Below are 13,546 nucleotides of genomic sequence, written 5' to 3'. Positions count from 1 at the left end.
TGTTCTGGGTGAGCCTTACCTTGGGCGCGACTGTCGCGACGAGCTCCGCCGGCGCCCAGCAATTCTTCAACGGATCGCAGACCACGCCGAACGGTGCCGTCAATGGCGGCGGCGGTGTCTGGGACGCAACCACCACCAATTGGACGGACTCCTCCGGTTCGATCAGCACTGCTTACGATCCGTCGTCATCGTCTGGCACCGTGTTCGGCAGCGGGGGTCCCTCGACGCCGGCAACAGGCGGCACGGTGACGGTCACGCCAGGCGGCGTGCAACTCACGACCCAAGTGGTCTTCGACCTCACCGCCGACGGTTCGATCTATACGATTAAGGGTGGCGACCTCAGGCTGGCCCCTGGCGGCACCACGTTCTTCACCAACGATGTCACCGGCACCGGCGATCCCTCGGCCGCGATCGCGTCTCGCATCACCGGCAGCGGCGGCATCTCCGTGCAGGGACCCGGCTTCCTGGCGTTGCTCGGCGCCAACACCTATACCGGCGGCACTTTCATCTGCAACTGCGGCTCATTGCAGCTTGGCGACGCGACCCATACGGCCAGCATTGTCGGCGCCGTCACCAACGAGGGCCTCTTCAGAATCGTCAACGCCGACATGTCGAGCGTCACATCGCTGGTGAACGACTTCTCGGGCCTGACGATGTTTCTCAACGCGACCTCCGCCAGCTCGATGGTCATCACCAACAGCGGCCAAGTGTATTTCGGCGATCCGGCCGGGGGCGGGACCGACACCGCGACGGCTGGGCGGGCGACCATCGTCAATGACGGCGGCCTGACCGGCTTCTTTGCTCGGAGCAGTGCAGGCACGGCCAGCATCACCAACCAGAATGGCGGCGGCGCGGCGTTCCTCGAGCAGTCCTCGGCCGGCTCGGCGACCATCGTGAACAATGATCTCAGCGGGACCGTGTTTGGTACGCTGAGTGGATCCGACACCGCGACCGCGGGCAACGCGACGATCACCAACGAGTCCGGCGGCCGGACCAATTTCAGCGCGTTCACCACGGCCGGCAATGCCACCATCGTCACAAAGGACGGCGGCAAGACCGAGTTCTTCGACAACTCCACCGGTGGCAACGCGCGCTTCATCACCACCGGGACAGGCATTGTCGATTTCGGGGTCAGCGTTGGCCCGAACAGCGACGGCCGCATCACGGCTGGTTCGATCGAAGGCAGCGGCTTTTACTACATCGGCGGCGGCAACACCCTTGTCGTCGGCGGCAACAATCGCTCGACCGAAGTCAGCGGCGTCATCGGCGATTTCGATCCTTGTGGTTGCGGTCCCGCCGGTCCGGGTTCGCTGGAGAAAGTCGGCAGCGGAACGCTGATCCTCTCCGGCACGAATACCTACACCGGGACCACCACGGTGAATGGCGGCATCCTGCGGGTCGATGGCGATATCTCCCAATCGAGCCTGACGACAGTGAATGCGGGCGGTGCGCTGTTCGGCGCAGGAATCGTCGGCAACACCACCATCGCTGCCGGTGGCATCTATGCGCCTGGTGATGGTGGCCCGGGCTCGCGCATGCTGGTTCTGGGTGACCTCGCTTTCCAGTCCGGTGCGGTTTACCTCGTGCAGACCGGCAGCGGAGCCAGTGCGAGCTTTGCCAATGTTCTCGGCAACGCCACCCTGAATGGCACCGTTGGCGTCTCGCTGCATGCCGGCAGCACTGTAGTGCCGCAATATAAGATCATGCAGTTCTCCGGCGGTGCCACCGGCAACTTTGCCGGGGTCGCCGCTCCCGGCGGCCTGATTGGCACAACGACGGTCGGTCCCGCTGGCGTCGTCTATCTCAATTTCACACTGGACTATGGCGCGAAGTACGCTCTCAACGTCAACCAGAAGAACGTCGCCACGACGCTTCAGAATTTCTTCAACAGCAATGGCTTCCTGCAAGCCGAATTCGCGGGTCTCGGCCCCAATGGCTTGACGCAGGCCTCCGGCGAGCCGGCGACGGGATCGCAGCAGACGACATTCAACGCGATGAACCTGTTCCTCGGTCTGCTGACCGATGTCTACGGCGCGGGACGCAGCGGCACTCCAGGTGCGACGCCATATGCCGATGACGCGAGCGCAAATGCTCATGCCGCGGCCGGCAAGTCCCCGCGTGACAAGAGCGCGCGCGACGCATTCGCGTCCATCTACCACAAGGCACCGGTCGCGACTTTCGAGCAGCGCTGGGACGTGTGGGCGGCCGGCTACGGCGGCTCGCAGACCACCGACGGCAACGCCGGCCTCGGCTCGAACAACACCACCAGCAGCGTCTACGGCACGGCCGTTGGTCTCGACTACCGTTTCTCGCCGTCGACCGTCGCCGGCTTCGCGCTTGCCGGCGGCGGCACCAGTTTCGGCGTCAACGGCCTCGGCTGGGGCCACTCCGATCTGTTCCAGGCAGGTGCCTTTGTTCGTCACACCTCCGGACCGGCCTATATCACGGCTGCGCTGGCCTATGGCTGGCAGGATGTCACCACCAATCGCGTCGTTACCGCCGCCGGGGTCGACCAGCTGCGCGCCCAGTTCAATGCCAACGCGTTTTCGGGCCGCGTCGAGGGTGGCTATCGCCATGCGATGTCGTGGATCGGCCTTACGCCTTATGCGGCGCTCCAGGCCACCATGTTCAGCCTTCCGAGCTATTCAGAGTTCGCTGTGGTCGGCAGCAACCTCTTCGCTCTCAACTATGCCGCCAAGGACGTGACCAGCACCCGCACCGAGCTCGGCCTGCGCGCGGACAAATCGTTTGCCGCAGCCGGCGGTTTGATGACCCTGCGCGGCCGCGTCGCCTGGGCACATGATTACAATCCGGATCGCACCATCGGCGCGGTGTTCCAGACGCTGCCGGGAACGGCGTTTGTCGTGAACGGCGCCGCGCAGGCGCGCGATTCCGCGCTGACCACGGCGTCGGTACAGATGAACTGGATGAACGGTTGGTCCGCGTCGGCGACCTTCGAGGGCGAGTTCTCGAACGTCACCCGCTCCTACGCCGGCAAGGGCGTCGTCCGTTACGCGTGGTAGGCGCTGCCTATAGGCCACGGTGGGACTGCCATCCTCCCCCTGAAGGGGGAGGATCGGTTCGCATGGAGCGGAGCGCAATGCGAACCGAGGTGGGGTGACAGTCTCTCCGTATTTTTCACTGCCCGAGTTGAGAGATCACCCCACCCCGCTCGCGCTGTGCGCGATCGACCCTCCCCCTCCAGGGGAGGGTAAGGAAGAGATCACCGCTGGCTGCTCTGGTCTGCGCGGCGGTCGCGGCGCCACGGGCGTTCCCGCCATCTTGTTGGCGGTCTCGCTGATATCGAGCAGCGAGCGGCGGATGTCCTCGAGGTACCCCGCCGATTTCTTCTTCATGGTGTCGGCGAGCTCGTGCAGCCCCTGTATCTTCTCGAACAGCTCGTCGGCCTTGCCATTGACGAAGCCGGGCACCACACCCTCGATCTTCGTGACCGCCTTGTCGAAGCCAGCGAAGGCGCTGTCGACCTTGGTCATGACCGAGTCGATTTCGCCGCCCTTGCTCCTGAGATCGGCAGTATGGTTCTCGAATGTGCGCAGGCCCTCCTTGATCGCAGGGGCGTTGCTCACGATCGTACGGTCGACACTGTGCAGGGTCTCCACGATGGACTCGGCGTCGCTGAGATCGGCGGTCAGTATGGGAATGCCGTCCGAGTCCAGCGGCACCGGCGGCGCGGAGGGGGCGCCCCCGATCAGCGAGATCGCGGCAACGCCAGTCAGACCCTGGAACTCGATGCCAGCGACGGTGTCCTTGCGGATCGGTGCGGTGTTGTCGAGCATCACGAGCGCCACGATCCTGCGGGGACTGTCCAGCTTGATCGACAGGATCTGGCCTGCAGGCACGCCGTCGAAATTGACCGGCCCGCCGCGACGCAGTCCGCTGGCGGAGCCACCTTCGAACACCACGCGCAACTGGCTGCGGCTTTGGATGGTGCGCCATTTCTGCACGCCGAGCAGGCCGCCGAACGCCACGGCGATCACCGCCAGCGTCGCCGTTCCGATCACAAGATTGCTCGCGCGTGCCATGCAGGGCGATTTTACGGCCAAAGCGGGGAAGTTGGAAGAAGCCGGGATGGGCCTTGGCCGCTATACTAGGGCAGGCGGGTTAACGACTTGTCTGCCGTGGCACGAAGTGCGAAGCGGAAGCATAACCCGCCACTTACGCACTTGCTTCACTCAATGCCCGGCCGCGCGCTTTGCCGCAGCGTTATTCAGGACAATGAGGGCATCGACGGCGACGCCTGTCTTGGTGTTGATCAGAAACGGGTTGATGTCGATCGAGGCGATCCGGTCGCCGGCATCTGCGATCAGGCTGGAGAGGCCGACGAGCGCCTTCACTGCGGAGGTCTCGTGCAGTACCGGCCTGCCGCGATAGCCACGCACCTTGATCCCGGCCTTGGTGCGGCCGATCAGCAGCCGCGCCTCGGCCTCATCAAGCGGCGCGCCGGCGAGTGCGACGTCCTTCATCAGCTCGATATCGATGCCGCCGGTGCCGAACAGCACGACCGGCCCCATCTCGGCATCGAGCGAGGCGCCGACCACGAGCTCGAGTTCGGCCTTGACCTGTTGCGCGATCAGGATGCCGTCGAGCTTCGGCTTGCCCTTCAGTTTCGCCACCCGCGCGGTGATGTCGGCGAACGCCTTCTTCACCTCGGCGGCATTATTGAGGTTCAGCACCACGCCGCCGATGTCGGATTTGTGCAGGATCTCGGCGCTGACGACCTTTGCCACGACCGGGAATCCGATCTGCTTGGCGATCTTCGCGGCTTCCGCCGCCGTCTGCGCAATTGCTTCCTTCGAGATCGGGATGCCATATGCCTTCAGAAGCTTCTTGGAGGCAACCTCGTCGAGCGCCGCGCCGTTCGCCGATTTCAGCGTCTTCTCCAGCACGGCACGTGCGGCCGGTTTCGAGGGTAAGGCGATGTCCGGCACTTCCTTGCGCAGCTTCGCATAGTCGAGCAGCGACTTGATCGCGGTCACTGCGCGGTCCATGCCCTGCATGACTGCCAGATGCGGCAGCGACTTGCGCAGAGTCTTGGTGAATTCAGTGAAGCCGATCGACATCGCGCTGATATAGATCACGGGCTTTGCGGCCCTGCTCGCCATCTCGTTGACGATGCGCAAATTGCGCTCGCGAAGCTCATGCGGCGCCTTCGGCAGCTCGGCGTCGATGATGACGACGTCGATATCGGGATCGTCGATCATCAGCTTGATCGACTTCATATAGACCGAGGGATCCACCACGGCGGCAAAGCCTGCGTCGAGCGGATTGCCGACGATCGATCCGGCGCCGAGCATCGTTGCCAGCTCCGAGCTGACATGCGGGCTCAGCGGTGCGAAGTTCAGGCCCGCGGCATAGAAAGCGTCGATCAGCATGCCGCGTTTGCCGCCGGAGAGCGTAACTGCGGCGAGCCGGTCGCCTCTGGGTGCCACGGCGTGGACGAAGCACTCGGTGCTCTCGATCAGCTCGTCAAGCCCACCGACCCGAATGACGCCTTCGCGCGTTGCAATGGCATCGAACGTCTCGATCGATCCGGCAAGCGCGCCGGTATGCGCCATCGCCGCGGCGCGGCCGCCCTCGGACGAGCCGAGCTTGAGCGCGATCACGGGCTTGCTCGCGGCGCGCGCCGCCTTGCAGGCGTCGCGGAACGCTTTGGTGTTGCGCACGCCTTCGAGATAGACGACGATCACCTTGATGCTCGGATCCTCGGCGAAATAGCGCATCAGATCCGGCGTCTCCAGCCCGGCTTCGTTGCCGGTCGTCACCATGTAGCCGACGCCGACACCTCGATCTTCCAGCGCCTGGCGAATCGCCATCACGATGGCGCCGGATTGTCCGGCAATCGCCACCGCCCCCTGCTCCATGGTGACGACACGGTCGTCGATGTTGGTGAAGAGCTTCTCGCCGGCACTCAGATTGCCGAGACAGTTTGGTCCCGTGACCGCAAGTCCGGTCTCGCGCACGGCGGCCTGCAATTCGGCGGCGAGCTTCTGGCTCTCCTCATCCTGCAATTCGCTGAAGCCCGAGGTGACGATGGTGGCCGAACGTGCGCCGGCCGCAGCGGCATCGCGGATCACCTGCACCGCAGAGCGTGCCGGCACCAGCACCAGGACGTGATCGGGCCTTTCGGGGAGGCTGGCAAAGTCCTTGTAGCAGGGGACGCCCCAGATGGTGTCGCGCCTGGCGTTGACGGGATAGAGTCCGCCCTCGTAGCCGTACTTGATCAGATTGTTCCAGATGCGCTCGGCATAATTGCCGGGCTTGTCGGTCGCGCCCACCAGCACGATGTTGCGCGGGTGCAGCATGGCATGGATGCCCTTGACCACGTCGCTGGCGTCATGTGACGGAGACCATGGGCGCGAAGAGAGGGATGCAGCAGATACGCGAGCTTCCATGGCGTGACCTCACCTGTTGTTCTTCTTGGTGGCGCGTCACTCTGTTCTATGGCGAGTTCTTCGCAGTAGCAACCACATGGTATGCCGCGTGATGGAATGAGCGATGCATCGCCGTCATTCATCAGCTCCAATCAGGACGCCATGCAGGACATAGCGCTCGGGACCGGACGTGACAGCGTCGAACGGCCAGCAGGTCGCGAGCACCAGCTCGAAATCCTCTGTCGCGGGATCGATGCCCGATGCGTCGAAACGGACGACGGCCGAAGAATCCGCGCGATAGCGGAAATGCTTGCCGTCGCGGCGGGTGATTTCGATCACGTCTCCAATGGCAATATTGCGCAAGAAGCGGAAATGCGTGTCACGATGGGCGGCATAGACGGCAATGCCGCGTTCGCCGGCATCGGCCGTCCGCTCGACATGGCCGGGTCCGAAAGCGAGCGCCTGACCGCTCGAGCCCTCCAGCACGATCGCGCTGGCGCCGATCCGCTTCACCTCGATTCGTGCGACCGGCCAGGTGTCGGCCCATGACCATGGCTTGACCAGCTCTCCCGTCGCGACGCTTCGGTCGAACGCGCGCTCCAGCAGCACCTGGGCGAGCCACGCCTTGGCATGGATATAGGCGCCGTCGCCAAACAGGATCAGGCCGATCAGCGCCAGAGACAAGGGAGACATAAGGCGGGGCATTGTGTTTCGTTTCCCGTCATTGCGAGCCACCGGATCCGCGCGAAGCGCGGCCCGATGACAGGCTCCGCGAAGCAATCCAGACCGTCTTCGGAGCGGTAGTCTGGATTGCTTCGTCGCTTCTTCTCCTCGCAATGACGATCCAAAAAAAGGCGCGCGCGGCCGTTGGTATGGGACGGGCAGCCGCGCGCGCTAACAGAGGAGTTCGGGGTGGCTCCTCTCTCAAGCGACATCAGTGAGCAAGGGCTGACGCCGATTGAACACGAACAGGATCAGGGCGAGCACGATCAGGATCAGGCCCGCGATCATCTTCAGCTCGGCCGAGGTTGCGGTCTTGGGCAGACGGATCGCATCGGGCGCAGCAGGTGTCGGCCGCCTCGCCGCCGGCTGATTGCGCGCGTCGGCATGGCGCTCACGCAGCTGTGCCGGCAATTGCTGTCGTTCGCCAAACACCTTCTCGAAATCCCAGCCGGCCGGCAGGTTGATCGGCAATTCGCTGAGCTTGAGCGGCTCGCCTTCGGGGCGGCTCGGCGTCTTGTCGACCGCGACCAGGCTGGTCAGCCGCGTGACGATCTGATGGTCGAGCGCCAGCGCCAGGATCGCCTTGTCTGATTCTTCTGGCGTCATCTCGCGCAGGGTGCGCGCAACTTCAGCATCGCCGATCTTGCGCCTGGCCCAGAGTTTCGACAGGCCCTTGCCTTCGGCCGCGTTTTGCAACGGCAGCGTCACCGACCACGGGCGATCGCCGACGCGGCCCTTGATCTCGAGCCAGCCCGCGAGCTTGTCGAGTTTTGCCGCCAGCACCAAGGGCTCGTCGCGATAGACGTCGGGAATGATCGCCGGGGTGATGTCGGCCTTGGCCTCCGAGAATTTTGCGCTGAGACCGGTCACGGCCGGATTTTCCAGCTTGGCGAACAGGCCGCGCATGCGCTCCTCCACCTGCTCGACGGAGCCGATATGGGTGAAGGCGCCGCGGCCGAGCTCGGAAGCGCGGGTCATCAGATAGGTGTTGGGCGCGGACCCGATGCCGACCATGAACACGCGCGAGCGCCCGCGCATCGCCGTGATGGTTTCGAACAATTGCTGCTCATTACCGATCGCGCCGTCGGTCAGGAATACGACCTGGCGAACCAAGCTGGTGTCGCCGAGCTTGTCGGTCAGCGCCGCGCGCATCGCCGGCACCATCTCGGTGCCGCCGCGCGCCTGCAAGGCACTGACGAAGGAGGTGGCTTCACCGACATGGGCGGCATCCGCCGGCACGGAAGCCGGAAACAGCACGTCCATGGTGTCGTCGAAGCGGATCACGTTGAAACGGTCGGTCGGGTGGAGACGAGAGAGCGCGTAAGTCAGGCTGGCCTTGGCCTGAACGATCGACGTGCCGCCCATCGATCCCGAATTGTCGATTACGAACACCACCTCGCGTGGCAGCGGTTTCTGCGTCGCCTGCTCGGCGGTCGGCGGGGTGACGAAGGCGAGCAGGTAATCGGCATCGCCGACATGCTCTCGGAACAGGCCGACCGATGGCGCTTTCGCCGCGGCCGGCTTCCAGGTCAACTCGAAATCGCGATCGGCCGGTACGGCGCCCTCGGTGAGCGTGACGACGCGCGTTGTGTTGTCCGGGCTCTCGACCTTGACGTTATGGTGGAAGCTCTTGACCTCGCCGAGCGCAAAGCCGGCCTTCAGGCGGACCGTGATGCTGGTCGGATTGACCGGCGCATTCTTGGCAGGATCCAGCACGGGAGGCGAGATACGGTCGCGGTCCGCAACCGGGTCCGAATGGGTCGCGCCCAGCCCGAGCCGTCGTTGCGGAAGTCGACGCTCTGCACGATCGGCGCCGGATTGTAGCGCGGTGCCACCACCAGCGGCAGGCGCAGCGAATATTCGTTGCCGGATTGATGCACCGGCTCCTGGTATTCGATCTGCACCAGCACGGTTTCGCCGGGACCGATATTGGCAACCGAGTTGGTAAAGATGTTCGGCCGCTCCTGCTCGGTGAGCGCGGCCTTCTGCCCGGCGCGGCGCGCCTCTTCGTAGATCACGCGAGCCTGCTGCCGTTCCTTGATGTCGCCGACGATGACACGGTCGCCGACCACCATCTTCAGCGTGTTGACAGCGCCGTCGGTCGCGAGCGGATAAACGTAGGTTGCTTCGACCCAATCCTTGGTCGGGTTGCGGAAGACCTGCGTGACCCGGCCGCGCAGCGTCGGACCGGACACTGTGACATCGATGTCGATGCCGAGGCGGATTGCTTCGGTGTAGGCGCCGTCCTGCTTCAGGAGCAGGCTTCCGGACCTGGCATCGCCGGGCTGGAGCAGGCTTGCTTGCTCCGTCGTTGCCGACCAACTCGTCCCAAAGCTGACGAGCAGGGCCACGAAAGCCATCAGCATCACCGCGATGCCCTGCGCGAGAAGAAACAGTCCGAGTTTGATCAGCCGGTTCAACATGGGGTGATCGTCGTGGTCGCCTATGCCGTAGATATCCATCTGGCCTGCTCCCGAAGGACGTTTGCTGGCTCTCAGCATCCGCCGGGAGGGCCTGATTTCGTGAGCAGAATGATCGGCAATGTTCCGCCGCGACCGGCCCCGGCTCATCGCCGCCGGGCGGCCATGTGCGGTTTTGTGCTGGTTTGTCCGCCCTGCTAGAATGGCCGTCCTGGAGCAGGGGCCACGATGCAGACGCAGGATAAACTCACCGACAAGCAGCTTTCGGACGAGCAGAGCCGCGAGATTGCCGAGACCGTTCGCGAAGAACTCGCCAGACGCCGGATCTCCCGCCAGGCGCTGGCCGAGCAGGCCAAGCTCAGCCTGTTCGACGCTGGAGAAGGTGCTCGGCGGCCGGCGGCCGTTCACGCTGGCGACGACGGTCCGGCTGGAGCAGGCGCTGGGTGTCTCCTTGCGCAAAAGTGCCGTCGTGGTGACGCCACCGGCCGCAAACGATGTCGCGCCCGACAGCCTCGGCTCCTATGCGCATCGCGCGGTGACCTGGCTCGAAGACGTCTACATCACCCTGCGGCCGTCGTTCGGCGACAAAGACGCGATCTTTGCCTATCGCACCGAGATCGTGTGGGAGCCGAAAGTCTCTTCGCTGGTCTTTCGTGAGGGCGATCGCACCGATGCCGCCTATGAGCATACCGGCGAGGTCGCCGTTCCCCACCAGTCCGGCTTCATCTACCTCGTCATCATCAAGCACGGCCAGCACCGCGTGATCACGGTGTCGCGGCCGACCGTCGCCGGCGAGATGTACGGCATCATCTCGACGCTCCGCGCCGGCCCTGGCTCGCAACTCACGCCGATCGCGGCGCCAATTGCCTACGTGCCGCTCAAAAACGTTCCGAAGCCGTCTTTGGGGCGGGTAGGGCCCGATGACGCCAGCCATGCCTTGTATCGAAAGCATCTGCGCCGAACGGTGGAGGAGCCCTTTGCGCTCTTCCTGCCGGGATAGCGGCCTCTTCGGCCGCTATCTTGCTTGGGCATGTTGAGCGGATGCGGGCTAGCCGCCCGTTTCCGCGCTGATGATGTCGCCGAACAATTCCCACTGACCAGCCTTGAACCGGATCATCTTGAGCTGCTCGATCGGCGCGAAATCGTTGGCGCCGGTGTTGATCTTGATGCCGGGGATCAGCGTATCCGGCGCAAAGCCCTTCAGGCTGGCAGCCTGCTTCATCACGTTCTCCCGCGTCAGCACATCCCCGCACTGCTTCAGCGCCTGGACCAGGGTCTGCGCGGCGGCGTAGCCGTAGACGAGGTTGGTATCGGAGATGTTGGCGCCGGGCATGTACTTGTCGATGAAGGCCATGAACTTCTTCATGCCCTCGTCGTCCTTCCATTGCGGGTCGGACGCGTCCTTCAAATAGGTCGCCGACAGCACGCCTTCCGAAGCATCGAGGCCGGCGGGCTTCATCACCGCACCGATCGAGATCGACACGTCGGTCATCACATGCATCGGCTTCCATTCGAGCTCGGCGATCTTCTTGATCGCCTGTGCCGCGAATTTCGGCGTCGAGATGTTGACGAGGACATTGGCGCCGGTGCCCTTCAGCTTGACGATGTGGGAATCGATCGACGGCTCGGTGGTCTCGTAGCTCTCTTCCGCCACGATCAGCGAAGAGGCTTTCTCGCCAAAGATCTCCTTGATGCCGGCGACGTAGTCTTTGCCGAAATCGTCATTGGCATAGAAGATCGCGACCTTGGCATCGGGCTTCGCCTGCAAGATATACTTTGCGAAGATCCGCGCCTCGACGCGGTAGCTCGGCTGGAAGCCCATGGTCCAGGGAAAACCCTTCGGGTCGTTCCACTTGCTGGCACCGGTGGCGAGGAACAGCTGCGGCACCTTCTTGGCGTTGTGATATTTCTGCACGGCGGTCTGGGTCGGCGTGCCCAGCGCGTTAAAGACCAGGAACACCTCGTCGCTCTCGATCAGCTTGCGCACCTGCTCGACGGTCTTGGGCGGCGAATAGCCGTCATCATAGGAGATCCAGTTGATCTTGCGGCCGTTGATGCCGCCCTGGTCGTTGATCATCTTGAAATAGGCTTCCTCGGTCTTGCCGATGATGCCGTAGGCGGAAGCCGGGCCGGAATAGGCTTCGACATTGCCGATCTTGATCTCGGTGTCGCTGGCACCGGTGTCGTATTTCTTTTGCGCGTAGGCGCCTTGTGCTGAGAGCAATGTCAGCGCCGTTGCCGCGGCGAGCAGGGCGAGTTTCTTGTTCTTCATGGCAATTTCCTTGGGGTTTCTTGTGGGTTGGAGCAGGCACTTCGAAAAGAAAAAGCGCCCGCGAGGGCGCTTCGGTCAGGCACTGGCGACCTTGTTGTCGACTTCGGAAGCCACCGAGAACTCCTTGCGCAAGGTCGGCTTGTGGATCTTGCCGGTGGCGTTGCGCGGCAGCGCCTCGACGAAGCGGATCTGGCGCGGGCATTTGAAGCGCGCGAGATTGGCCGCGCAATGCGCGAACACATCAGCCTCGGTCAGCTTCTGGCCCGGCTTGACCGCAACGATGGCAAGGCCGACTTCGCCCCATTGCGGATCGGGAATGCCGATCACGGCGGCTTCCGCGATGGCGTCGAGCTGATGCAGGACGTTCTCGACCTCGGCCGGATAGACATTCTCGCCGCCGGAAATGTACATGTCCTTCCAACGGTCGGCGATGTAGTAAAAACCTTCCTCGTCGACGCGTGTGGCATCGCCCGTATGCAGCCAGCCGTCGGTGAATGAGGTCTTGTTGGCCTCGGGCCTGTTCCAGTAGCCCGGCGTGATGTTCGGGCCCTTGACCCAGAGCTCGCCGAGCTCGCCGATATCGGCATCGCTACCGTCGGGCCGCACGATGCGTACCTCCGTATGCAGCACCGGCTTGCCGGCGGAGCCAGCCTTGCGCGCCGCATCCTCGCGGTCGAGCACCAGCACAGCCGGCGACGTCTCGGTCATGCCATAGCCCTGCTGAAGCGCGACGCCGCGCGCTTCCCAGACTTTCAGCAGCGGCACCGGCATCGGCGCGCCGCCGACACCGCCGACGATCAGCCGGCTGAGATCGGTGGTTGCGAAGGCTGGATGCTGCGCCATGAACTGGTAGATCGCGGGCACGCCGAAGAAGACGTTGATGCCCTGCGCGGGGTCGTTGATCAGGCCGAGCGCCGTGCCGGGATCGAAGGTGCGCATGATCATCACGGTGCCGCCGGCATGCAGCACCGGATTGGTGTAGCAATTGAGACCACCGGTGTGGAACAGCGGCAGCACGGTGAGCAGCACCGACGATGGTCCGATGCAGGCGGGGCCGCCGAGATTGACGCAATTCCAGAACGTCATGCCATGGGTGATGGTCGCGCCCTTGGGATGTCCGGTCGTGCCCGACGTGTACATGATGGTCGAGACGTCATCGAGCGTGACTTCTTCGGCGCGGTCGAGCGGTTTGGCGGCGGCGATGCCGGCCTCATAGGACCCGCCGGGGCCGAGCAGCAGGCTGGTCGCGACACCGCAAAGCTTCGCCACGCTCAGCGCCGTCTCGGCCAGGTCGGCATCGTGGATCATCACCTTCGGCGCGCAGTCGCTGGTGATGAACTGGAGCTCGGGTACAGTGAGGCGGGTGTTCAGCGGCACGAAGATGGCACCTAACCGCCCGCAGGCGAACTGCACCTCCAGCGTATCGGTCGTGTTCAGCGCCAGCACCGCGACGCGGTCGCCGCGCGAGACGTTCAGCGTGTGGCGCAGGAATGAGGCGAGGCGCGAGACGCGGACATCGAGCTGCGAATAGGTGAAGCGGCGCTCGCTTGCGAGGTCGATGACCGCAACCTTGCCAGGTGTGCGCCGGCCATGATGAGCGATCCAGTCGTAGTAACGAACGGCCAAAAATCCCTCCCTCGGCGGTCTTGCCCCGCTGTGTTACTTATTGCCATGCACCAGGCCGGCGTGGCCCTGGTGGGCCAGCCGGAGTTTTGTGCACCATCTTTTTTGATCCGGAG

General features: G+C 64.0%; 6 protein-coding genes and 2 pseudogenes. 2 read left to right on the top strand and 6 right to left on the bottom strand.

What is annotated here, in order from left to right; all coding sequences use genetic code 11:
- Positions 1-8: 8 nt before the first annotated feature.
- Positions 9-3,023 (top strand): autotransporter outer membrane beta-barrel domain-containing protein, encoded by a 3,015-nt coding sequence (locus ACSKB8_RS07470; protein WP_438103478.1) that lies wholly within the window; start codon positions 9-11, stop codon positions 3,021-3,023.
- 135 nt (positions 3,024-3,158) lie between these two features.
- Here ACSKB8_RS07470 and ACSKB8_RS07465 read toward each other — a convergent pair whose 3' ends face one another.
- The 4 genes and pseudogenes from ACSKB8_RS07465 to ACSKB8_RS07450 all read right to left on the bottom strand — a co-directional run bounded on the left by ACSKB8_RS07465 (position 3,159) and on the right by ACSKB8_RS07450 (position 9,577).
- Positions 3,159-4,043: an MlaD family protein gene (locus tag ACSKB8_RS07465; protein WP_438103477.1), complete on the bottom strand. Its 885-nt coding sequence runs from the start codon at positions 4,041-4,043 to the stop codon at positions 3,159-3,161.
- Positions 4,044-4,193: 150 nt separating this feature from the next.
- Positions 4,194-6,413, bottom strand: a complete 2,220-nt coding sequence (locus ACSKB8_RS07460) for an acetate--CoA ligase family protein (RefSeq protein WP_438103476.1) — start codon at positions 6,411-6,413, stop codon at positions 4,194-4,196.
- Positions 6,414-6,527: 114 nt separating this feature from the next.
- The gene (locus ACSKB8_RS07455) at positions 6,528-7,097 is read right to left on the bottom strand and encodes a class GN sortase (protein ID WP_438103475.1); all 570 of its coding nucleotides are present in this window, start codon (positions 7,095-7,097) and stop codon (positions 6,528-6,530) included.
- 219 nt (positions 7,098-7,316) lie between these two features.
- Positions 7,317-9,577: pseudogene (locus tag ACSKB8_RS07450) on the bottom strand (marine proteobacterial sortase target protein).
- 186 nt (positions 9,578-9,763) lie between these two features.
- Here ACSKB8_RS07450 and ACSKB8_RS07445 point away from each other — a divergent pair.
- Positions 9,764-10,535 (top strand): annotated as a pseudogene (locus ACSKB8_RS07445) (helix-turn-helix domain-containing protein).
- A 48-nt stretch (positions 10,536-10,583) separates the two neighbouring features.
- Here the strand turns inward: ACSKB8_RS07445 and ACSKB8_RS07440 are convergent.
- Both ACSKB8_RS07440 and ACSKB8_RS07435 read right to left on the bottom strand, forming a co-directional pair.
- Entirely contained in the window at positions 10,584-11,807 is a 1,224-nt protein-coding gene (locus tag ACSKB8_RS07440; RefSeq protein WP_438103474.1) for an ABC transporter substrate-binding protein, read from the bottom strand.
- A gap of 75 nt (positions 11,808-11,882) precedes the next feature.
- Positions 11,883-13,433, bottom strand: coding sequence for an acyl-CoA synthetase (locus ACSKB8_RS07435; protein WP_438103473.1), 1,551 nt, complete (start codon positions 13,431-13,433; stop codon positions 11,883-11,885).
- Positions 13,434-13,546: the final 113 nt, after the last annotated feature.

Source organism: Bradyrhizobium sp. BR 1432, from assembly GCF_051547705.1.
GTDB classification, from domain to species: Bacteria; Pseudomonadota; Alphaproteobacteria; order Rhizobiales; family Xanthobacteraceae; genus Bradyrhizobium; species Bradyrhizobium zhanjiangense.
Note: the sequence above shows the minus strand (reverse complement) of the source record. Positions and strands in the feature narration are given on the sequence as shown.